This is a genomic window from Novosphingobium sp. PhB165, assembly GCF_004341845.1.
Classification (GTDB): Bacteria; Pseudomonadota; Alphaproteobacteria; order Sphingomonadales; family Sphingomonadaceae; genus Novosphingobium.
Genome location: NZ_SLVB01000005.1, coordinates 119,000 through 139,785, shown reverse-complemented (window position 1 = coordinate 139,785; position 20,786 = coordinate 119,000). Strand labels below are relative to the sequence as shown.

Annotated in this window: 21 protein-coding genes; 11 read left to right on the top strand and 10 right to left on the bottom strand. The window is 66.0% G+C overall.

Going from position 1 to position 20,786, the window contains the following annotated elements; genetic code table 11:
* Positions 1–57: 57 nt before the first annotated feature.
* Positions 58–342, top strand: a complete 285-nt coding sequence (locus tag EDF56_RS15120; RefSeq protein WP_132388854.1) for a hypothetical protein — start codon at positions 58–60, stop codon at positions 340–342.
* Between the two features lie 76 nt (positions 343–418).
* On the opposite strand, the gene EDF56_RS15115 is transcribed toward EDF56_RS15120, so the two are convergent.
* Complete coding sequence (locus tag EDF56_RS15115) at positions 419–730, bottom strand: hypothetical protein (RefSeq protein ID WP_132388852.1); 312 nt, start codon at positions 728–730, stop codon at positions 419–421.
* A 221-nt stretch (positions 731–951) separates the two neighbouring features.
* On the opposite strand from EDF56_RS15115, the gene EDF56_RS15110 reads away from it, so the two are divergent.
* Together EDF56_RS15110 and map are read left to right on the top strand one after the other, a co-directional pair.
* The gene (locus EDF56_RS15110; RefSeq protein WP_132388850.1) at positions 952–1,164 is read left to right on the top strand and encodes a ParD-like family protein; all 213 of its coding nucleotides are present in this window, start codon (positions 952–954) and stop codon (positions 1,162–1,164) included.
* The gene (map, locus tag EDF56_RS15105) at positions 1,161–1,949 is read left to right on the top strand and encodes a type I methionyl aminopeptidase (RefSeq protein ID WP_132388848.1); all 789 of its coding nucleotides are present in this window, start codon (positions 1,161–1,163) and stop codon (positions 1,947–1,949) included. The genes EDF56_RS15110 and map overlap by 4 nt, the downstream gene beginning before the upstream one ends.
* A gap of 244 nt (positions 1,950–2,193) precedes the next feature.
* Here map and ribA read toward each other — a convergent pair whose 3' ends face one another.
* The 8 genes from ribA to EDF56_RS15065 all read right to left on the bottom strand — a co-directional run bounded on the left by ribA (position 2,194) and on the right by EDF56_RS15065 (position 12,022).
* Complete coding sequence (ribA, locus tag EDF56_RS15100) at positions 2,194–3,255, bottom strand: GTP cyclohydrolase II (protein WP_132389550.1); 1,062 nt, start codon at positions 3,253–3,255, stop codon at positions 2,194–2,196.
* Positions 3,252–4,040 carry an exodeoxyribonuclease III gene (gene xth, locus EDF56_RS15095; protein ID WP_132388846.1) on the bottom strand — a complete coding sequence of 263 codons (789 nt, stop codon included), beginning with the start codon at positions 4,038–4,040 and terminating at the stop codon, positions 3,252–3,254. Before xth ends, ribA begins: the two co-directional genes overlap by 4 nt.
* Positions 4,041–4,586: 546 nt before the next feature.
* The gene (locus tag EDF56_RS15090; protein ID WP_132388844.1) at positions 4,587–5,243 is read right to left on the bottom strand and encodes an outer membrane lipoprotein carrier protein LolA; all 657 of its coding nucleotides are present in this window, start codon (positions 5,241–5,243) and stop codon (positions 4,587–4,589) included.
* A 74-nt stretch (positions 5,244–5,317) separates the two neighbouring features.
* Positions 5,318–5,485, bottom strand: coding sequence for a 50S ribosomal protein L33 (gene rpmG / locus EDF56_RS15085; protein WP_039391223.1), 168 nt, complete (start codon positions 5,483–5,485; stop codon positions 5,318–5,320).
* A gap of 185 nt (positions 5,486–5,670) precedes the next feature.
* A complete protein-coding gene (ppk2, locus tag EDF56_RS15080) occupies positions 5,671–6,465 on the bottom strand; it encodes a polyphosphate kinase 2 (protein ID WP_132388842.1) in 795 nt (264 codons plus the stop codon).
* Between the two features lie 18 nt (positions 6,466–6,483).
* A complete protein-coding gene (locus EDF56_RS15075; RefSeq protein WP_132388840.1) occupies positions 6,484–7,296 on the bottom strand; it encodes an undecaprenyl-diphosphate phosphatase in 813 nt (270 codons plus the stop codon).
* 591 nt (positions 7,297–7,887) lie between these two features.
* Positions 7,888–10,056 (bottom strand): M13 family metallopeptidase, encoded by a 2,169-nt coding sequence (locus EDF56_RS15070; RefSeq protein ID WP_132388838.1) that lies wholly within the window; start codon positions 10,054–10,056, stop codon positions 7,888–7,890.
* A gap of 154 nt (positions 10,057–10,210) precedes the next feature.
* Positions 10,211–12,022 (bottom strand): ABC transporter transmembrane domain-containing protein, encoded by a 1,812-nt coding sequence (locus EDF56_RS15065; RefSeq protein ID WP_243652655.1) that lies wholly within the window; start codon positions 12,020–12,022, stop codon positions 10,211–10,213.
* A gap of 264 nt (positions 12,023–12,286) precedes the next feature.
* On the opposite strand from EDF56_RS15065, the gene phaZ reads away from it, so the two are divergent.
* The 5 genes from phaZ to EDF56_RS15040 all read left to right on the top strand — a co-directional run bounded on the left by phaZ (position 12,287) and on the right by EDF56_RS15040 (position 16,656).
* A complete protein-coding gene (phaZ, locus tag EDF56_RS15060) occupies positions 12,287–13,531 on the top strand; it encodes a polyhydroxyalkanoate depolymerase (RefSeq protein WP_132388834.1) in 1,245 nt (414 codons plus the stop codon).
* A 273-nt stretch (positions 13,532–13,804) separates the two neighbouring features.
* A complete protein-coding gene (locus tag EDF56_RS15055; RefSeq protein WP_243652619.1) occupies positions 13,805–14,392 on the top strand; it encodes a murein L,D-transpeptidase catalytic domain-containing protein in 588 nt (195 codons plus the stop codon).
* Positions 14,393–14,469: 77 nt separating this feature from the next.
* Entirely contained in the window at positions 14,470–15,078 is a 609-nt protein-coding gene (locus tag EDF56_RS15050; protein ID WP_132388830.1) for a TetR/AcrR family transcriptional regulator, read from the top strand.
* A 1-nt stretch (position 15,079) separates the two neighbouring features.
* The gene (locus tag EDF56_RS15045) at positions 15,080–16,084 is read left to right on the top strand and encodes an XdhC family protein (RefSeq protein ID WP_132388828.1); all 1,005 of its coding nucleotides are present in this window, start codon (positions 15,080–15,082) and stop codon (positions 16,082–16,084) included.
* On the top strand, positions 16,081–16,656 hold the full coding sequence (locus tag EDF56_RS15040) for a nucleotidyltransferase family protein (RefSeq protein ID WP_243652618.1): 576 nt from the start codon (positions 16,081–16,083) through the stop codon (positions 16,654–16,656). The genes EDF56_RS15045 and EDF56_RS15040 overlap by 4 nt, the downstream gene beginning before the upstream one ends.
* Here the strand turns inward: EDF56_RS15040 and EDF56_RS15035 are convergent.
* Positions 16,653–17,162: a YqgE/AlgH family protein gene (locus tag EDF56_RS15035; RefSeq protein WP_207904727.1), complete on the bottom strand. Its 510-nt coding sequence runs from the start codon at positions 17,160–17,162 to the stop codon at positions 16,653–16,655. The two genes, EDF56_RS15040 and EDF56_RS15035, sit on opposite strands and share 4 nt — an antisense overlap.
* Positions 17,163–17,315: 153 nt before the next feature.
* On the opposite strand from EDF56_RS15035, the gene EDF56_RS15030 reads away from it, so the two are divergent.
* From EDF56_RS15030 to EDF56_RS15020, 3 genes are read left to right on the top strand one after another with little or no spacing between them, the layout of a single operon-like run.
* Positions 17,316–18,011: a fumarylacetoacetate hydrolase family protein gene (locus tag EDF56_RS15030; RefSeq protein ID WP_243652617.1), complete on the top strand. Its 696-nt coding sequence runs from the start codon at positions 17,316–17,318 to the stop codon at positions 18,009–18,011.
* An 8-nt stretch (positions 18,012–18,019) separates the two neighbouring features.
* Positions 18,020–20,026: a TonB-dependent receptor gene (locus EDF56_RS15025; protein ID WP_132388824.1), complete on the top strand. Its 2,007-nt coding sequence runs from the start codon at positions 18,020–18,022 to the stop codon at positions 20,024–20,026.
* The gene (locus EDF56_RS15020; protein WP_132388822.1) at positions 20,026–20,760 is read left to right on the top strand and encodes a metallophosphoesterase family protein; all 735 of its coding nucleotides are present in this window, start codon (positions 20,026–20,028) and stop codon (positions 20,758–20,760) included. The genes EDF56_RS15025 and EDF56_RS15020 overlap by 1 nt, the downstream gene beginning before the upstream one ends.
* Positions 20,761–20,786: the final 26 nt, after the last annotated feature.

Genomic DNA, 20,786 nt, shown 5'->3' with positions numbered 1-20,786 from the left:
TTCCATCGGGCGCGCTCCCGCGCGTCCACACCGAATGCTGATTCAGGATCCAATTTCATGTCCGCTACAGAAACCGACGCCCGCGATCGCATCGCGGCGCTGCTGAAGGGCTATCCCGCCCTCGACGAGGCCGAATTGGCCGAACTCAACCACCTGTTCACCCGCAAGGCCACCGCGCTCGACCTTGGCCTACTGGCCGGAGATCCCGCGATCGCCGAGCAATTCCGAACCTACCGCACCGAACACCACGACCGCTTCAAACCGAGAGACATCGGCAAAGTGGCGTTCTTCGTGGGTGCGGCAGCCGCCGTTGTCGGCACGATCATCTTCATGGTCCCCTGACGACGGCTGTCGGGGCGCGGGTTCCCTACCCCACACCCGCCCGCGCCCCGGCTTTTTCACCAACCGAACGATGCGCCTATCGCAGCAACGCCGACAGGTCCGGGCCTTCGGAGTAGATGAGATCCCCGCACGTCATCGTGGGTTCGCTCTCGTAGAGCGGATAGATGTGCTTCCCCACCCAGTCGGCAATCGCCGGGACCGCCGCCGCCCAGTGCCCGGCGGATTCGAACACGGTGATCCCCACCCCCACGCCGTCCCCGGCATCGATATTGTAGCGGCCGACAAATCCCGGGCTCTGCCGGAGGATCGGCAGCAAGCCCGCCTCCGCCTGGCTTGAGGCGTCCTTGAACGAGCCTTTGACCTTCACGCGGTTCACGACGACATACATGGCGATGTCCCTTGTTCGCCAGGGTCAAGGCGGGCGGCCGAACTGCGGTTGCCTGACGAACCTGGCAGCTTGCGCGTCCCCCGCATCGCGCGGATCGCGGCGGCGCCCATTTTACGAAGTGCGCACCAGCCTGCACAAGCGGATCCATTTGCCCATGCCGCACTTGGCAATTCACTCTACGGATCATATACGCTCCATATACGAATCGTATATGGAGGCCCATGGGCATCGTAAACATAGATGACGATCTGCATGATCAGCTGCGCCGGACAAGCAAGATATCGTGCCGCTCGATCAACGCGCAGGCTGCCTATTGGATCAAGGTCGGCATGCTGTGCGAGACCAATCCGACGCTGAGTTTCTCGGAAATCATGGAGCGTGAACTCAATGCGGCCGGAGTGGCCGCCCCGCCGCCGGGCTTGATCGACGCATGACGAAGGCCCCTTGGGAACTGGCGCTCATGGCGGAAGCCGGCCAGCTTCTGGCATCGGTTTTCGGACTGCTGGACCGGACCTCGCTGATCGGCAAGTCCACCCTTCAGATCGACGAAATGGTCGAGCGATTCATCGTCGACGACCTGAAGGCCCGTCCCGCGAGCAAGGGCCAGTACGGCTACGGCTTCGTGCTCAATTCCTCGGTGAACCACGTGGTCTGCCACGGCGTTCCCTCGCAATCGGACGTTCTGCGGGACGGCGACATCGTCAATTTCGACATCACGCTCGAAAAGAACGACTACATTGCGGACTCCAGCAAGACCTACCTTGTTGGGGACGTGCATCCGGCCGCCCGGAAGCTGGTTCAGACTACGTACGAAGCCATGTGGGCGGGCATCCGCACCGTTCGCCCGGGCGCGCGGCTGGGGGATATTGGCTGGGCCATCGAGCGCCATGCCAAGCGCCATGGCTACTCGGTAGTGCGCGAATATTGCGGGCACGGCATTGGCCGGGAGATGCATGAGGATCCGCAGATCCTGCACTTCGGAAAGCCGGGGACCGGGCTCACCTTGCGCGAAGGGATGGTTTTCACCATCGAGCCGATGCTCAATCGCGGTCGGCGGAGCGTGAGAACCGAGGCCGACGGCTGGACTGTGGTGACGCAGGACGGCTCGCTTTCCGCGCAGTTCGAGCACACCGTGGCGGTTACGGCATCGGGCGTTTCGGTGCTGACGCTGCGTCCGGAGGAACGGGACATGGTGGGTAAGTTGAAGGCAGTCGCCTGAGCGGCAGGCGTGGCGCCACCGTCATTCCGACAGCGACCGAGAACCCTCATTCCCCCAAATCCGTCATCCCCGCAAAGGCGGGGATCCCGCTTTTCTTTGCGTCCGCCACTGAGGCCTCAAGGAAGCGGGGCCCCCGCCTGCGCGGGGGCGACGGGGTTTTCGTTTGTTACGGCGGGTTGTGACCACCGATCCGGATGGCGATGGCTCTATCGCTAAGCCCCCAGCCCGCAAATCCGCGTGATCGCTAGAGAATGTGCCCCGTACGGTCCCGCTTGGTATCCAGATAGCGAGCGTTGTGCGGGTTGGGCGGCAGCTTGTGCGGCACGCGCTCGCTCACCGTCACGCCCACACCTTCCAGCGCGGCGACTTTGGCCGGGTTGTTGGTCATCAGCCGGATCGCGTGAACGCCCAGCAGGTCCAGCATCCGCGCCGCCACCGGGAAGTCGCGCGCCTCTGTCGGCAGGCCCAGGCGGTTATTGGCATCGACCGTGTCGAAGCCCTGATCCTGCAACTGATAGGCGCGCAGCTTGTTGACGAGGCCGATGCCGCGCCCTTCCTGCCGCAGATAGAGCAATACGCCCCAGCCGCCGTTCGCCGCCTCGTCCGCCATTGCCCGCAGCGCCGCGTCCAGCTGCGGGCCGCAGTCGCACTTGAGGCTGCCGAGGATGTCGCCGGTCAGGCATTCGGAATGGAGCCGCACCAGAGGCGCACGGTCGCCGTCCTGCGTGCCGATCACCAATGCGACATGCTCGCGCAAGTCGTCGAGCGCGCGGAAGGCGACGATCTCGGCATCCTCGGCGGCCGCCACGGGCAAGTGCGCGCGCGAGGCGATCACGAGGTTGCCGGTGTCTTTCCACGCCGCAAGATCCGCGGGTGAGACGGGCTGCGCCTCGCCCACCGGCTCCGGCGCGACAAGGAAGGCAGGCAGGATCCCGGCGAGCCGTGCCAGTTCCATCGCCGTACGCGCCGCTTCGCCATCGTCGATATGTTCGGCCGCGAACGGGCCTTTCATGGGATGGACCAGATCGAGCGCAGGATCGGCAATGGCGCGTGCTGCGGCCAGATCGAACGGCTCTGCCGCGCGGATCAGTACCGGCGCCTCGGGCACGGCCGCCTCCCGCTGGTTGGCCAGCTTCAGCGTCACCGCCCGCGCCGCCGAGATCAGCATGCGCGGCGCGGTCACGCCGGGCGCGAAGCCGGTTTCGGCAGGCAGCAGCACGGAATGGTCGCCCACCCGGATCGGCCAGCCATGGCGCAGCGCATCGAGCGCCAGCGCCACGTGGCGGGAAGAGCCCTGCTCGCTCAGAGTTCGAACTCGGTAATCAGCGGCACGTGGTCGCTCGGCTGCTCCCAGCGGCGGGTTTCCTCGACGAAGCTGTGAGCGCGCGCCTGCTTGGCAAGGTCGGGGGAGGCCCACATGTGGTCCAGACGGCGGCCCTGGTCCTTCTGGCGCCAGTAGCTGCGGTAGGACCACCAGGAGTAATTACGCTCCGGCGCGGGGATGAACTGGCGGCCGAGATCGACCCAGCCGTGCGCATCCTGAAAGCGGGTGAGCGTCTCGACCTCGATCGGCGTGTGGCTGACGACCTTGAGCAATGCCTTGTGGTCGTAGACGTCCGATGCCAGCGGGGCGATGTTGAAGTCGCCGACGATCAGCGTGGGCCGGTCAATCTTGTCCGCCCAGCGCGTCATGCGCTCCAGGAAGTCCAGCTTCTGGCCGAACTTGGGATTGACCGTGCGATCGGCAATGTCGCCGCCGGCGGGGATATAGACGTTTTCGAGGATCAGGCCCTGCCCTGCTCCCTGAAGCTCGACGCCGACGTGGCGGGCCTCGCCATTGTCCTGCCAGTCGTGGCGGCTGAATTCGGTGAAGGGCACTTTCGAGACGGTGGCGACGCCGTGATAGCCCTTCTGCCCATGGATCGCGCGGTGGGTGTAGCCCAAACGTTCGAACATCTCGTGCGGGAAGAGATGCTCGGCGACCTTGATCTCCTGAAGGCAGAGGACGTCGGGGGCCTGCTCGGTAAGGAAACGCTCTACCTGATCGAGACGCAGGCGGACCGAGTTGATGTTCCAGGTGGCAATTTTCATGGGCTTGGCTTTAGGGATGCCACCCGCGAATTGCCAGAGGTGCGCATGACGCATGGGCGGTCGGGGAAGAAAAAAGGAAGCGGGGCCCCCGCCTTCGCGGGGGCGACGGTGTTTTGGTTCGATCGATCGCTGGCAGATTCGCGAAATGACGCAGCGCTTGTGTGGCTGTGGTTTGGTTCAGGCCGGAGCGAGAATGGTGCTGTTCGAGAACCGGAGCGGAGCGGCCTTGATGGCCGTGAGCACCGGAAGCGCAGAACAGTGCCGTTCGCAGCCCGGCATGGGCCGAACCACAGCCACACAAACAAAAACCCTCGGTCCGGGGGCAGAGGACCGAGGGTTCCTGTAAGCGTTCGTCACGCTAATATCAGAGCGGCTCACTCAGGAGGCGTGGGCAACAGGGGGGAAACCCGCCTCGAACCGTTCTGACCATTCCTATGTAGGTACTCTTGGCTTGCTGCCAAGTGAACGAACTGAAGGATTCTGTCGCACTTTGTCGCTCTGAGGGGGCAAATCCCGACCAAGCGTTTCCCCCTATCGACGAGTTCCTCAGCGCCGCGAGGCGGGGCGCGGGTCGGTCCAGCGGAAATCGTTGTCCGTCACCGGAACACCGTAGCGGTGGTTGGAAAGCGCGATCGTGGTGCGCTGATTCTGCGAATCGAGCGCCACCCAGTAGCTCAGCTCCAGCCCGCCGGGCGCGGCCGAATTGCGCGTGAAGATCAGGGTGATGATGCCGTATTCGGGGTGCCCGCGATCGCGCACTTCCACCGAGATGACATTGGGATTGCCGGTCGGGCGGACCGTGCCGAACTTCGCGACATCGCGATTCGGGTCAAGCAGCGCGCCCAATGGGCTGTTGCCGATCGGCCAACGCTGAACCTGATTGACCGCATAGTCGACCATGGTCAGCGCCTTGCCGTCTCCGACGATGAGCAGGCGGGCGCTCTTTTCGTACTGGAAGCGGATCCGGCCGGGGCGCTTGAGCGTGAGCTGGCCGCGGACCGACTGGCCGTTGCGGTCTGTCTGCACGAAGTCGGCCTTGACCGTCGTGATCGCGCGAAGCGCAGCCACGGCCTGGTCAAGCTGCTCCTGCTCGGCGGGCGATGCCGCCAGCGCAGTGCTTGCCGGAAGGAAGGCAGGAACGGAAAGCGCGGCCAAAGCGGCCGCGCCAACGCAAGAGCGAAAGATCTTGAAGGTGCGGGTCATAAGGCTCCCATTGGGTTCACAGCCTTGAACCGCACCTGAAGCATTAGGTTCCGATTCGGACCGGAACCCGTTGCTTACTTGATCTTGGCTTCCTTGAACTCGACGTGCTTGCGCACGACGGGATCGTACTTGCGGAAGTTCATCTTCTCGGTCGTGTTGCGCGGGTTCTTCTTCGTGACGTAGAAGAAGCCGGTGTCGGCGGTCGAGACAAGACGGATCTTGACGGTTGCGGGCTTCGCCATGGCGGTTTCCTGTATCTCTCGTTTCAGCCGCCCTGGCAGGCCGGCGTGTCGTTGAAAAGCACAGGGACAGCAACCAGGCCGTCCCTCAAGGCTGGGCCCCTTGCGGTAGATACGCCCCAGAGTCAAGGGGCGGGAGTGATTCGGATGCCCCTTTGCGGGCTTTCCGAACCGCGACCCCTCCGCCGTCAGTCGATGTCGAACGGCTTGATGGGCTTGAGCACGCCGAACTTCTCTGTGAAAGGCTCGTGCCCCAGCTTGTCCATCTGGATCGTCATCGGATCGACCTTGGTATCGGGCAGGCGGTCCAGCAGGTCACGCACCAGTGTCAGACGGCCAAGGCGCTGGTCGTTGAAGTCCACCACTGTCCACGGCGCATGCTTCTTGTGGGTGGCGTCCAGCATGGTTTCGCGCGCCTTGGTGTAATCCTCGTACCGCTCACGCGCGGCAACATCGATCGGCGAGAGCTTCCAGCGCTTGAGCGGATCGATCAGGCGTTCGTGCAGCCGCTCTTCCTGCTTGTCCTGATCGCAGGAGAGCCAGTACTTGAACAGCAGGATGCCGTCGTCCACCAGCATGCGCTCGAACACCGGCACTTGCTGGAGGAACCGCTTCACCTCGCTGGAGGTGGCGAAGCCCATGACCTTCTCCACGCCCGCGCGGTTGTACCAACTGCGGTCGAACAGCACGATCTCCCCGCGCGCGGGGAGATGTTCGATATAGCGCTGGAAATACCACTGGCCGCGCTCCCGCTCACTGGGGGCGCCCAGGGCGACGGTGCGGCACTGGCGGGGGTTGAGCTGGCCGGAGACCGCCTTGATCGCCCCGCCCTTCCCTGCGGTGTCGCGCCCCTCGAACAGGACGACGAGGCGCACACCGGTGGTCGAGGCCCAGCGGGCCATGCCGACCAGTTCCTCAAGCATGGGCTCAAGCAGGTTTTCGTAATCCTTGCGACCGAGTTTCTTGTTCTTGTCCTCGGCCATATTCGGTCAGCCCTTTGTTCAGACCCGCGAGAGAAGGAACACCGCGAGCGCGCCCACTACAATACGATACCAAGCAAAAGGCGCAAAGCCCGAGCGGCTTACAAATGTCATAAACGCCTTGATGACCACCAGAGCCACCACGAAGGCAACCGCGAAGCCGATGCCGATCTGGGTCCAGCCGACCGGGCCGGTGCCCGCCATCAGTTCGTGACGCGCGCCGAGCAGTTCCAGCGTGGTTGCGCCCAGCATTGTCGGCACGGCCAGGAAGAAGCTGAATTCTGCGGCAGTGCGTCGCTCAACGCCCATCGCCAGCGCCCCCATGATCGTCGCGCCGGAGCGGCTGACACCGGGGACCATGGCAAGGCACTGCGCGAGGCCGACGCCAAGGCACGTGGCGGCGGGAAGCTGCGCCACGCCGCTGGGCGCGCCGGGCTTGGCAACGCGCTCGATGCCGAGGATGGCGATGCCACCCACGATCAGCGCCCAGGCAACGACCATCGGCTGGCCCAGCAGCCCTTCGATATAGTGCTTCAGCAACAGGCCCAGCACAGCGGAGGGCAGGAAGGCCAGCAGCACGTTGCGCACGAAGCGGATCGACACCGGGTCCAGCTTGAGCAGGCCCGCGCCCACCGCCCAGAACGTGCGCCAGAACTGCACGATCACGGCCAGGATCGCGCCCAGCTGGATGACGATGTTGAACGTCGCCCACTGCGCGGCGTCGAAGCCGAACAATTCGGTGGCGAGAATGAGATGCCCGGTCGAGGAGACCGGCAGAAACTCGGTGAGGCCCTCGACAATGCCGAGGAGGATAGCGGTAAGGGTCAGGTCCATCGGCGAGAGGTCATGCCGTACGGGCAGGCCAAGTCAAGCGGGTCCGTGCGACGTGACGGTTTATAATCGTTCGGAAAATGCGCTTGGGCGCAAATTGGGTGGATTGGGGCTGGTTGAGGCGCGTGGGAGCGGTGTTGTGGATGCGTTGGCGTTGCGGTCGTTTCCCCTCGCTGGGGTGACGGTGATCCGGAAAAGGTCCCCCGTCCGACCGTCACCCTGAACTTGTTTCAGGGTCCATCGTGCCGATAGCGCGGTGCTGGAGATTATGGCCGAGAGGGCGGCGCGACCGGCCACGCCTCGGCATTGGCTGCCCGATGGATCCTGAAACAAGTTCAGGATGACGTGGTGTGGGAGGAAACATCATTCTCCAGCACACCACCGCTCCGCCCATCCCATCCCATCCCGCTCAGGCTGAGCTTGTCGAAGCCCCCTGAGGCGTGGCGCGAGGCCTCCCATCCTTCGACAGGCTCAGGATGAGCGGTGTGTGTGGGGGGCGGGATGCGTGGGGGAAGTGCGCGCGCTCCGCTCAAAAACAACACGGCCCGACCCGGACAAGTCCGGATCGGGCCGCGCAGTGTCATGCAAACCGAATTACCAGATGCGCACGCGATCCGCAGGCGCCTGATAGAGCTTGTCGCCCGGCTTCACGTCGAAGGCCTTGTACCATTCGTCGAAGTTACGAACGAGGCCGTTGATGCGGTAGTGCGCGGGCGAGTGATAGTCGGTCTTGAGCTGCTGGCGCACCGCTTCCTCGCGGTACTTGCTGCGCCAGACTTGCGCCCAGGCCATGAAGAAGCGCTGGTCGCCGGTCAGGCCGTCGATCACCGGGGCTTCCTTGCCGCCGAGCGAGAGCTTGTAGGCGCGGTAGGCAAGGCTGAGGCCGCCCAGATCGCCGATGTTCTCGCCCATCGTCAGCTTGCCGTTCACGCAGGTCTTGCCGTCGTCATAAGGGCAGAAGCTGTTGTACTGGGCGGCAAGGCGGTCCTGGAGCTTCTGGAAGTTGGCCTTGTCCGAAGGCGTCCACCAGTCGCGCAGGTTGCCCGAGCCGTCCGACTTGGCACCCTGATCGTCGAAGCCGTGGCCCATTTCGTGGCCGATCACCGCGCCGATGGCGCCGTAATTGACGGCCGCGTCAGCCGAGACGTTGAAGAACGGCGGCTGGAGGATCGCAGCGGGGAAGACGATCTCGTTGAACGAGGGGTTGTAGTAGGCGTTGATCGTCTCGGGCAGCATGAACCACTCGGTGCGGTCGACCGGCTGGCCAAGGCGGCGCATCTGGTCGCCGTTTGCCCAGGTCTGGGCCGCCATCAGGTTGCCCAGCGGATCGGTGGCCGAGAACGTCAGCCCTTCGTATTGCTTGAACTTGGCGGGCGTGCCGATCTTGGGAGTGAAGGCGTCAAGCTTGGCAACGGCTTCCTTGCGGGTTTCCGGGCCCATCCAGGCAAGCTGCTCAAGGTTGGAGGCCATCGCCTTGCGCAAGTTGCCGACCAGCGATTCCATCGCGGCCTTGGCTTCGGGCGGATAGTACTTCTCGGCATAGATCTTGCCGAGAAGTTCGCCGGACATGCTCTCGACCGCCGAAATGCCGCGCTTCCAGCGCGCGCGCTGCTCGGGCTGGCCGCTCATGACCTTGCCGTAGAAAGCGAAGTTGGCATCGTCGATGTCGCTGGGCAGCACGGAGGCGTGGCTGCGCAGGAACTGCGCGGCCAGCCAGGCCTGCCAAGTGGCGACGGGCACGGTCTCGATCAGCTTGGCGGCTTCGGGCACGCCGCCGCCGAACAGCGCGGCAGCCTGCGCGGGATCGATGCGCGCGGTCTTCAGCTCCTCGGCCGTCGGCGGCATCTCGTCGACCAGCACGTAAGTCGCCTTGCCGGCGCCCATGGTCTCGATGAACGAGCGCAGCAGGCCGGGCGAGGCCAGCCCCTCGAACTCGGCCAGCGAGAGCTTGTTATAGGTCAGGTCCGGATCGCGGCTGGCGGCGCGGTCCCAGTCGGCCTGCGCAAGGCGCGTCTCAAGCGAGAGCACGGCCTTGGCCGAAGCGGCGGGATCCGTATAGCCGGCCTTGCCGAGCAGGAAGGTCAGGTAATCGAGATACTTGGCGCGAATTTCCTGCGAACGCGGGTCGTTCTTCAGGTAGTAATCGCGATCCGGCAGGCCCAGCCCGCCCAGGCTCACTTGCAGGGCGTTGACGTCGCTCTGCTTGGCATCGGGGCCGATGCTGGCGTCCAGCGGCGAGGCGAAGCCCGGTGCCGCGAACAGCTTTATCAGATCTGCGGGCGTCTGCGCGGCGAAAATGCGCTGGAGATAAGGCTGCGCCGGAGCGAGGCCCGCCTTGTTGATCGCATCGACGTCCATGAACGCCTGATAGGCAGCGGCCACGCGCGCGGCGTCGCTGCCGGGGGCCGGATGCGAGGCGACCAGCTCGTCCATGATGCCATGGAGGCGCAGTTCGGACAGATTCGCCAGCGCGGCGAACGAGCCCCAGTTGGTGCGATCCGACGGAAGCACCACGGCATCGGCCCACTTGCCGTTGACGAAGCGGTCGAAGTCGTCACCCGGCTTCACGCTCTTGTCCTGCCACTGGGTCTGGATGCCCGAAGCGCCCCACGAGACCTTGGCCGGGTCCACTTCCATCGGACCGGCAGTCGCGCTGACCGCCGTGACGGCAGGCGCGTCCTGCGCGAAAGCGGGAGCCGCGACGAGAACGAGTGCGGGGACGAGCGCCGTGGTAGCGAGCGCCCCCAGGAGGGTGCGAGGCATGAACAAGCCTTTCCGAGGTATGACACGCATGGATCATGCATGAGGACGGGCGCGGGCCAGAAAGACCCGCCAATCGGCGCAACATAATTGCCAGATTTGGTAATGCCAGTCCTCAGATGCTGTTTGTCGGCCCCGATAAGACGTTCGTCGAAAGTCAGCCCTCGGTCGTGAAAGCCGGGGAACCGGATGACAGCGGGGCGGCGTGCATGTCGAATTGCAATGCGGCCAGTCGCGCATAGAGGCCGCTGGCGCGGGTCAGGCTCTCATGCGTGCCCTCCTCGACAATGCGGCCGCCGTCCATCACGATGATACGGTCGGCCTGACGCACGGTGGCAAGGCGGTGGGCGATGACCAGCGTGGTACGGCTGCGCATCAGCCGGTCGAGCGCGTCCTGCACCAGCCGCTCGCTTTCGGCATCGAGCGCGCTGGTCGCCTCGTCCAGCAGCAGGATCGGCGCCTCGCGCAGCAGCGCGCGGGCGATGGCCAGCCGCTGGCGCTGGCCGCCGGACAGCCGCGCGCCGTCCTCGCCAAGGAACGTATCGAGTCCCTGCGGCAGTGCCCGCAGGAACTGCTCGGCATTGGCCGCGCGGGCCGCTTCCCAGATCGCCTCGTCATCGGCGACGGCATTGCCGTAGCGCAGGTTCTCCCGCGCGGAGGCGGCGAAAAGCACGCCCTCCTGCGGCACCAGCGCGATGCGGCGGCGCACCTCGGAGGGATCGGCGGACGTCAGCGGCACGCCGTCGATCTTGATGGCGCCGCTCTGCGGATCGTAGAAACGCTCGGCCAGCTGGAACAACGTCGATTTGCCGGCACCCGAAGGGCCGACAATGGCGACCGTCTCGCCCGGCTCCACCGTCAGGCTGAAGTCATGCAGCGCGGGCATGTCCGGCCGGGCGGGATAGCGGAAGGTCACGCGCTCGAAGGCGATCTTGCCGCGCGCAGGCTCGGGCAAGGCCTGCGGCCGTGCCGGCGGTGCGATCGAGGGACGCTCCCCCAAGAGTTCGGCAAGGCGGCTGGCCGCGCCGGCGCCGCGCACAAGGTCGCCATAGACCTCGGTCAGCGAGCCGAAAGCGCCCGCGACAATGCCCGCCGTGACGACGAAAGCCGCGATCGTGCCGCCGCTGATCGCCCCTTCGGCAACCGAAATCGCGCCGCGCCACAGTATCACCGTGATCGACCCGAAGATCAGGAACATGATGACGGCGGTCATCGCCGCGCGCAGGATAATGCGGCGCTTGCCGGTCTCGAAGGTCCGCTCCACCGTGGCGGTGAAGCGATTCATTTCGTGGCCTTCCTGATTGAAGGCCTGAACCACGCGCAGCGCGCCGAAGACCTCGCTGGTCATCGCGCCGATATCGGCCACGCGGTCCTGGCTCGACCGCGCGACCGCGCGCAGGCGGCGGCCGAACGCGGCGATCGGCACGATCACCACGGGAATGGCGATGACAAGACCGAATGTCAGGTGCGGCGCCAGCATGAACAGGTAGATCACCCCGCCCACCGCCATGATCGCGTTGCGGAGCGCCACCGAGACGGTTGTGCCCACCACCGTCTCGATGATCGAGGTATCGGCGGTCATGCGCGAGGCGATCTCCTTCGGGCTGTTCTCCTCGAAGAAGCTGGGCGACAGGGTGACGAGATGGCGTTGCACCCGCAGGCGGATGTCGGCGACCACGCGTTCGCCCAGCCAGGAGACCGAATAGAAACGTATCGCTGTCGCGATAGACAGCACGGTCACCGTGCCCATCAGCATCGCGAACCACCAGCGGATTGCCGAAGGATCGGCGCCTTTCGCGAATCCCTGGTCGACGATCTGGCGGAAACCGTAGGGAATCGCGAGAGTCGCGGTGGCCGTGGTGATCAGGGCCGCACCGGCAATGGCCATCCGCCCGGGATAATGGAACAGTTCCCGCCAGACCATGCCGAGCGCAGTCAGGCTTTTGCGCCGAGGCGCCTCGTTTTCCATCGTTTCGGCGCCGCTGGGGTGCGCCTTGCCCTGTTCCGGATCGGCCTGCATGGTCAGCGCCTTATCCCTTTGCCGCGCTCGGGAAAAGGCCCCCGTCGGATGAAGGATAAGCGATCTGACGGAACCCGCGATCGGCAATAGCGCCGAAATGAATCGACATTGCCGCATTGCACAAGAGGCGTTTCGAGCCCAGATACACCGCAACACCCACGGTAGAGTGGCCCGAAAGAGGCTGACAGTGGCGTCGCGGTCAGGAGAACAGCCTTGCTTTACAATGCCTACGAACTGCAACGCACCATGCTGAGCGGCGCCGCCGCCTGGGCATCGGTGGGCGCGGAACTGCTTTCGAATCCCTCCACGCCTTTCGGTTACTTCGGATTCGGGACCGTCATGGCCTCTGCACTCGACGTGTTCGCCCATGCGACGATGTCGCGCGGCAAGCCCGAGTTCGACATCGAGGACGTGACCGTAGGTGGCAAGACATTCCCCGTCACCGAGTCGATCGTGCTCCACCGCGCTTATGGCAACCTGCTGCGCTTCGATCACCCCGGCCTGCCGAAGAACGCGCCCAAGCTGCTGATCGTGGCCCCGATGAGCGGCCACTTCGCGACGCTGCTGCGCGGCACCGTGGCGCGCATGCTGGAAGGCTGCGAGGTCTACATCACCGACTGGGCCGACGCGAAGCTGGTGCCGACGAGCGCCGGCCGCTTCGACCTTGACGACTATATCGACTACCTGATCGCCTTCCTTGAGCACATCGGCCCCGGCACGCACATGCTGGCGGTGTGCCAGCCCTCGGTCCCGGCGCTGGCGGCAGCGGCGATCCTGGGCAAGCAGGGCCATCCCTGCCGCCCGGCCACGCTGACGATGATGGGCGGCCCGATCGACACGCGCGAGGCGCCCACCAGCGTCAACGACGTTGCCATGGACCAGCCGCTTTCGTGGTTCGAAAACAATGTCATCGCCACCGTGCCGCTGACTTACCCGGGCGCGGGCCGCAAGGTCTATCCGGGCTTCCTCCAGCTTGCCGGGTTCATGGCGATGAACCTCGGCAGCCACATGATGAGCCACTACGGCATGTTCAAGCATCTGGTGGACGGCGACGGCGAAAGCGCGGCCTCCACCAAGGCGTTCTACGACGAGTACCGCGCCGTCTGCGACATGACCGCCGAATATTACCTGCAAACGGTGGAGCACGTGTTCCAGAAGCACTCGCTGCCCAATGGCGAATTCTTCCATCGCGGCGAGCGGATCGACATCGGCGCGATCCGCGATACCGCGCTGCTCGCGGTAGAGGGTGAGCGCGACGATATCTCGGGTATCGGCCAGACCAAGGCCGCGTTGCACCTTGCCACCAGCCTGCCGGAGGACCGCAAGCAGTACCTCCTGGCCGAAAGCGTCGGCCACTACGGCATCTTCAACGGCAGCAAGTGGCGCACCCGCATTGCCCCGGTAGTGGAAGACTGGATCCGCCAGCACCAGAAAAAGCCTCTGAAGGTCGTCGCCTGACGCATTGCTCCGGGCCTCCTGCGCCGATCGGCGCGGGAAGCCCGGGGACACAGGATGCAAATTTTTCAACCTGTTAAAGCCCACGACTCGCCTTATCGGTGAGACGTTTTCTGGGCGCGACGACCCGTTCGCTATCCGGGAACCACCCAGACGACTCTTATGGCGCCATTAACCTAAATCGGTTAGTCTACGCCGATGGAACACACGTTGGGTCGGCGTGCTGTCCTCATGGGCGGATTGGCAGCGGGGGTAAGTCTCACGCTCCCCGCGCGCGTGCTGGCAGCAGAAAACACTTCAGTTAACGCAACTGCCGGATACGGCGTAACGCCGCTTATCCAAACGCCTTACGAGCGCCGAATTCTCGAAGTCGCCGCAAGGCAGGTGCAGCGCGTCCAGCCCAGTCTCTGGCGGACCGATCTGGTGGGCATCGCCGATTTCGCGCAGCCTTCGTGGAAGCCTCGCCTGCATTTCGCCAATCTGGAGAACGGCTCGGTCCGCTCGTTCCTGCTGGCGCATGGGCGCGGTTCGGATCCGATGCACAGCGGTTGGCTCCAGAGCTTTTCCAACCTGCCCGGCTCCGAAGCCACCTCGCGCGGGGCCTTCCTCACGTGCGAATGGTATCAGGGCAAGTACGGTACCTCGATCCGCCTCAAGGGCCTCGACACCGACAATTCCGCCGCGCTGGAGCGGGCCATCGTCATGCATCCGGCGTGGTACGTCGATGCCTCGCTGATTTCCAAGTGGGGCAAGATCGGCCGCAGCGAAGGCTGCTTCGCGATGAGCACCGAGGACTTCAACGAGGCGCTTATCCATCTCTCCGGCGGGCGCCTGCTGTTCTCCGATCGCATCGGCGAAGGTTGACGGCCCGCGCGGCAAGTACCGGCCCCGCGTTAGACCCCAAGTTAGACAGGGCCGCACAGGGGTGTTACGGATCTCTCATGGATGGACATCTAGCGGGGTTCAGGAAAGACGCGCCCACTGACGCGCGGCAGGTGCGTTCGCGCAAGGCGCTGAACGCAACCATGCTGGCGCTGCTGGAAGAGCGGCCTTTCGATCAGATCACCATACGTGAAATCGCCGCGCATGCCGGGATCGGCTATGCCACGTTCTTCCGGCATTATCCCACCAAGGAAGCGCTGCTGGGCGATGTCGCCTCGGAAGAGATCGCCGTCCTTCTCGAAATGACGTTGCCGGTGCTGCGCGATGTCGACAGCTTCGAATCCACGCTGGCGCTGTGCCGCTATGTCGATGCCCATCGGCCGCTGTGGTCGGCCCTGCTCGCGGGCGGCGCCGCCGCCATCGTGCGCGTGGAGTTCATCCGCCAGGCACGCGGGCTGGTCGGTCAGGTCGACGATCCGGTGCAATGGCTGCCCGCCGACCTTGGCGTCGTGCATGGCACCGGTGCGACATTCGACATCCTTGCCTGGTGGCTTGGCCACGGCCCGGACATGACACCCGAGGCAATCGCGCCGATCCTGCACCGGCTGGTGATCGCACCGCTGCTGGGGGACAACGGCCGGGCCGAGGCACGCGCCGTGGTCGGCTGAGATGGTCGCGGCCGAAACCCTCGGCGAAATCGCAAATGCGGACTGGCCGCTGTTCGGCTGGATCGACGACATTCGGGGGCCCCTTGCCGCCGCCCGCGCGGCGGGCCGACCTTGCGTTCTCGCCACGCTCTATCGGGTCGAAGGCAGCGCCCCGCGCGGGCCCGGCGCCCAGATGCTGTTCACCCCAACCCCCGACGGCACGATCGACGCGAGCGGCTACTTCTCGGGCGACTGCATCGAGGGTGACGTGGCCCATCACGCCGCCGAGGTGCTGGCCGATGGCCGCCCCCGGCAGCTGCACTACGGGATGGGCAGCCCGTGGATCGACATCCGCCTGCGCTGCGGCGGCGCGCTTTACCTGCTGCTCGAACGTATCGCGCCCGATTGCCCCGCTGCGGCCGACCTGCTCCGCCATGCCGCCGAGCGCCGTCCCTGCCGCTGGCACAGCGACGGATCGCAGCGCCGCGTCACGCTGGACGATGGCCCCCTGCTCGAATGGAGCGCCGAGCCCTTCGCACTGGCCCGCCGCCATGATCCCCCGCGCCGCCTGATCGTTTCGGGCGGCGACCCCGGTTCACTTGCGGCTGCCCGGCTCGGCGCGCTGGCCGGGTTCGAGACGGTGCTGGTGCGCCCCGACGGCCCCCGCTCGCCGCCGCCCTTCCCGCTGGCGCGCTACATGCGCATGAGCCCGACCGACGCGCTGGGCGAACTCGGCGTTGACCGCTGGACCGCCTACCTTGGCGCCACGCATGAGGACCACCACGATCTTGGCGGCTGCCTTGACGCTCTACGCGGCAGCGCCGGATGGGTGGGCATGATCGGCGCGAAATCGCGGACTGCCGGCCGGATCGCCGCGCTGAAAGCCCTTGGCGCGACCGACGAGGAACTGGCGCGGCTACACCTTTCGCCCGGCGTCATCGGGCTCGGCAAGTCGCCGTTCGAAGTGGCGACGGGCATCCTTGCCCAGATCATGCAGGCGATGAACCCCGGCAGCGAACGGGCGTGAGCGAAATCGCCGCTTACGTCGCCGTGGTCCTCGCGGCCGGGCGTGCCAGCCGTTTCGGCAGCGACAAGCTGGCCGCCCCGCTCGACGGCGCCCCCCTGCTGTTCCACGCCATCCGCGCCGCCCGCGCTGCGCCCGTCTCGCGCGTGATCGTGGTCGCCCGGCCCGGGCTCGAAATCGGCGACTGGCCGGGCGAACCGGCGGTCGAAGCGGTCCGCATAGCGAGCACGGAACTGTCGCAATCGCTCAAGGCGGGGATCCGGGCCGCCGCCGGAACCCGAGGCGTATTCATCTTCCTCGGCGATATGCCGCAAGTCCCGCATGGAGAGGCTGCAAGGCTGGCCGCACGGATCGGCGATGCCGCCGCAGCCCTACCTCGCCACGAAGGACGGCCCGGCCACCCCGCCCTGCTCTCCGCGCGGCTATTTCCGGAGATCACGGCATTGACCGGCGACGAGGGTGCCGGACGGCTGCTGCGCACACGCGAAGATGTGGTGTTCGATGAAGTGAGCGATCCGGCGATCCTGCTGGACATCGACTGCCCGGAAGATCTCGCCCGATTGCAGAAAAGCTAGGCCCGGCCCGTCTCGCTGGCGAGCAGCGAGGGATCGATGCCCTCCGCCCGCCAGCTGGCGCTCCAGCGGGCATCGACCGGGGTGTCGAAGAGTATCTCGGGATGCGGATCGGCGGCGTACCAGCCGTGGTGGCGCATTTCGCCTTCAAGCTGGCCCGGTCCCCAACCGGCATAGCCCAGCGCCATCAGCCACTGCTTCGGCCCGCGCCCCGCCGCGATCGCGCGCAATACGTCCATCGACGCCGAAAGCGCGCAGAGCGGCTGCACTTCCAGCGTGTCCGCCCCGCCCCAGTCGGTCGAATGGAGGATGAAGCCGCGACCGGGCTCGACCGGGCCGCCCTCGTGCACCTCGCAATTCGGGGCCTTGCCGGGATCGATGTCCAGCTCTTCGAGAATATCGTGGAAGCGAACGCCGTCGCGCAGACGGCCGATGCCGATGCCCAGCGCACCGTTCTCGTCATGCACGCACATCACGCTGACCGAGCGTTCGAAGCGCTGATCGAACATGCCCGGCATGGCGAGCAGCAGCCGTCCGGCAAGGTATTGTTTCTCGGTCACCCGGCGAATGTAAGCGCTTGGGCGGGGACGGCAAGGCGCTTGGCGCTTTTCGTACAGATCGAACAACTCTATGCCATGCCCAAATCGAGGAGTGACATGGTCGTGAGCCTGCTTTTTCAATTGCCCGAAGGCCCCACCGTTGCCGTAAGCGGCGAAGAAGCCCGCTATCCGGTACGACGGATCTTCTGCGTGGGCCGCAATTACGCCGCGCATGCCCGCGAACTGGGCAACGCCGTCGACCGCGAGGCGCCGATCTGGTTCACCAAGGCCCCCGCCGCGCTATGCCACGCTCCCGCCCGGATTCCCTATCCGCCCGGCACGCAGGATTGCCATTACGAGATGGAACTGGTCGTCGCCATCGGCGGCACCGGCTTCAGAGTGGCGCCCGAGGCGGCGATGGATCTCGTCTACGGCTATGCCTGCGGGATCGACCTCACGCGGCGCGATCTCCAGAACGCGGCCAAGGCCAAGGGCTATCCGTGGGACACCGGCAAGGACTTCGAGAATGCCGCCGTGATCGCCGCGATCACCCCCGCAGCCGCTTTCGGCGCACCGGCGGCACAGCGCATTTCGCTCGCGAAGAACGGCGCGGTGAAGCAGGACGCGCCGCTGGACGAGATGATCTGGTCGATCCCCGAACTGATCGCTGACCTCTCGCGCCTCTATCACCTTGCGCCGGGCGACCTGATCTACACCGGCACGCCGGCGGGTGTTGGCCCGATCGCGGCCGGAGACCGACTCGAAGGCCACGTTGAGGGGTTGGAGCCGCTCGTTCTCGATATCGCGCCCGCCGAGTGAGGCCGTCCATGCGCGGCGTCCTGCGCCTTTCGCTGCTTTCGGGCGCGTCGTTGCTTGCTGCGCAGCCGGCGCTGGCGGAAGACGCGGGTGACCAGCCGATCATCGTCACCGGGCACGGGCTCGATTCCGGCCCGGCGACGCCTGCCTACGATGTCGAGACGATCGACCGCGACGCCGTGACCGCCAGCGCCTCCGGCCGGATCGAGGACGTGCTGTCCTCGGTCGCGGGCTTCTCGCAGTTCCGCCGTTCGGACAGCCGCTCCGCCAATCCGTCCGCGCAGGGCGCCAATCTGCGCGCGCTCGGCGGCAATGCCGCCAGCCGCACGCTGGTGCTGCTCGACGGCGTGCCGGTGGCCAACCCCTTCTTCGGCTACATCCCCTACAGCGCGATCGCGCCCGAGCGCATCGGCTCGGTGCGAGTGACGCGCGGCGGCGGTTCGGGCGCGTTCGGATCGGGCGCGGTGGCGGGCACCATCGAACTGCTGAGCGCTGGGCCCACCGAAATCGGCACGCTTCAGGGCAGCGCCCTTGTCGACGACCGGGGCGAAACGCAGGCCTCGCTCACCGCCGCGCCGAAGCTGGGCGAGGGTTTCGTGGTCGCCAGCGTCCAGTGGGATCGCGGCGACGGCTTCTGGACGACGCCGAAGGACCAGCGCGTCCCCGCCTCTGCCCGCGCCGCTTTCGAAAGCCTGTCGGGCTCGCTGCGCGCAGTCGCCCCCCTCACTGCGGATGTCGAGGTTCAGGCGGCCGTGCTCGCCTACGACGATTCGCGCACGCTGCGCTTCAAAGGCGCTGATTCGACCTCGAACGGACAGCAGGCCTCGCTGCGGTTCGTCGGCCGGGGCGATTGGCAGTTCGACGTGCTCGGCTATGTGCAGGCGCAGGACTTCTCGAACATCGTCATCAGTTCGACGAACTTCAAAAAGACGCTCGACCAGCACAGCACGCCCACCACGGCGGTCGGCGGCAAGGCGGAACTGCGCCCGCCCATTGGCGAGGATCACGTGCTGCGGATCGGCACCGACGTGAAGCTCGCATCGGGCCACTTGCTGGAACTGCCCTATTCGACCGTGACCGGCTTGCCGACAGCCGTGCGCCACGCGGGCGGCGACCAGTCCGACCTTGGCTTCTATCTGCAGGACGACTGGACGCTGGGCGATCTGGTGCTCACCGCCGGAGCGCGCGCCGACCGCTGGACGATCCGCAACGGCTTCTACCGTCAGGCCTCGCCCGGCGGCGCGGTGACGCAGGATGATACTTTCGCCAACCGCTCGGGCTGGGAAGGCAACGCGCGCGGCGGCCTGGTGTGGAAGGTGGCCAAGGCCGTGAGCCTGCGCGCCGCCGCCTATACCGGCATGCGCCTGCCCACACTGAACGAACTCTACCGCCCCTATGTCGTGTTCCCGGTGACGACCAACGCCAACCCGAACCTCAAGCCCGAACGCCTGCGCGGCTACGAGGCGGGGATCGACGTCACGCCGATCCCGGCGCTGACGCTCTCGCTGACCGCCTTCGACAACAAACTGAAGGACGCCATCGCCAACGTCACCGTGGCCACCAATGTCCAGCAGCGGCAGAACGTCGATGCGATCCGCGCCAAGGGCATCGAGGCGAGCGCCGCGCTCGCCTTGGGCACGGTGCGGCTGGACGGGTCGTTGGCATGGACCGATTCGCAGGTGGAGGCGGCGGGACAGCCGCTCGACGGGATGCGCCCGGCACAAGTGCCCAAGCTGGCCGCCAGTGCCACGCTCGCCTGGTTACCGCATGAAGGCTGGCGCTTCGCCGCCACCGTCAGCCACACCGGCGCCGAGTACGAAGACGATCTGGAGCAATATGTGCTGCCCGCCGCGACGACGCTCGATGCCTATGTGCAAGTGCCGGTCGCTGGCCCCGTCTCGCTGGTGCTGCGCGGCGAGAATCTGACCGACGAGACCGTGGTGACGCGCAATCAGGCCGGATCGATGGACCTTGGCGTGCCCCGCACGGTCTGGGCCGGTGTGAAAGTCATGCTCTGATGAAAGTGGCCGTCCTCTCCGACATCCACGGCAACTTGCGCGCGCTCGACGCGGTGCTGGCGGATGCGGAGCGGCGCGGGATCGGGCGGATCGTCAATCTGGGCGACATCCTCAGTGGCCCGCTCGATCCAGCGGGGACGGCGGACCGGTTGATGGCGCTCGGCCTCGAAACCATTCGCGGCAACCATGAGCGGCAATTGCTCGAACTTCCGCCCGAGCGGATGGGGCTTTCGGATGCCGCAACCATCGACCGGCTGGAACCGCGCCACCTTGAGTGGCTGGCCAGTCTGCCCGAAACGCTGTGGCTGGAGCCCGATCTCTACGCCTGCCACGGCTCGCGGGACTCGGACCTTGAATACCTACTGGAAACGGTCGAGCCCGAAGGCTGCCGCCCAGCGCGCGAGGTGGAAATCACCGCGCGCTTGGCTGCCATAGCGGCACCGATGATCCTTTGCGGCCATACCCATCTGCCGCGCCATGTACGGCTGGCGGACGGGCGGCAGGTGGTCAATCCCGGCTCGGTAGGCCTGCCCGCCTATGCCGACGATCACCCTTTCGCGCATGTAATGGAGACCGGCACACCGCACGCGCGCTACGCCGTGATCGAGCGCACGGCAGAGGGCTGGACTGTCGAACGCATCGCCGTCGCCTACGACTGGCACGCAGCCGCCGCCGATGCCTCCGCTGCGGGGCGCGACGACTGGGCCCGTGCGCTCCTGACCGGACGCGCATGACCGTGGACAGCCCATTGTTCCGGGGC

Bases quoted from the DNA above. Each gene is read 5' to 3' on its own strand.
- EDF56_RS15120 (WP_132388854.1), top strand. From the start codon at position 58: ATGTCCGCTACAGAAACCGACGCCCGCGATCGCATCGCGGCGCTGCTG.
- EDF56_RS15115 (WP_132388852.1), bottom strand. From the start codon at position 730: ATGTATGTCGTCGTGAACCGCGTGAAGGTCAAAGGCTCGTTCAAGGAC.
- EDF56_RS15110 (WP_132388850.1), top strand. From the start codon at position 952: ATGGGCATCGTAAACATAGATGACGATCTGCATGATCAGCTGCGCCGG.
- map (WP_132388848.1), top strand. From the start codon at position 1,161: ATGACGAAGGCCCCTTGGGAACTGGCGCTCATGGCGGAAGCCGGCCAG.
- xth (WP_132388846.1), bottom strand. From the start codon at position 4,040: ATGAAAATTGCCACCTGGAACATCAACTCGGTCCGCCTGCGTCTCGAT.
- EDF56_RS15090 (WP_132388844.1), bottom strand. From the start codon at position 5,243: ATGACCCGCACCTTCAAGATCTTTCGCTCTTGCGTTGGCGCGGCCGCT.
- rpmG (WP_039391223.1), bottom strand. From the start codon at position 5,485: ATGGCGAAGCCCGCAACCGTCAAGATCCGTCTTGTCTCGACCGCCGAC.
- ppk2 (WP_132388842.1), bottom strand. From the start codon at position 6,465: ATGGCCGAGGACAAGAACAAGAAACTCGGTCGCAAGGATTACGAAAAC.
- EDF56_RS15075 (WP_132388840.1), bottom strand. From the start codon at position 7,296: ATGGACCTGACCCTTACCGCTATCCTCCTCGGCATTGTCGAGGGCCTC.
- EDF56_RS15070 (WP_132388838.1), bottom strand. From the start codon at position 10,056: ATGCCTCGCACCCTCCTGGGGGCGCTCGCTACCACGGCGCTCGTCCCC.
- EDF56_RS15065 (WP_243652655.1), bottom strand. From the start codon at position 12,022: ATGGAAAACGAGGCGCCTCGGCGCAAAAGCCTGACTGCGCTCGGCATG.
- EDF56_RS15050 (WP_132388830.1), top strand. From the start codon at position 14,470: ATGGATGGACATCTAGCGGGGTTCAGGAAAGACGCGCCCACTGACGCG.
- EDF56_RS15045 (WP_132388828.1), top strand. From the start codon at position 15,080: ATGGTCGCGGCCGAAACCCTCGGCGAAATCGCAAATGCGGACTGGCCG.
- EDF56_RS15035 (WP_207904727.1), bottom strand. From the start codon at position 17,162: ATGTTCGATCAGCGCTTCGAACGCTCGGTCAGCGTGATGTGCGTGCAT.
- EDF56_RS15025 (WP_132388824.1), top strand. From the start codon at position 18,020: ATGCGCGGCGTCCTGCGCCTTTCGCTGCTTTCGGGCGCGTCGTTGCTT.
- EDF56_RS15020 (WP_132388822.1), top strand. From the start codon at position 20,026: ATGAAAGTGGCCGTCCTCTCCGACATCCACGGCAACTTGCGCGCGCTC.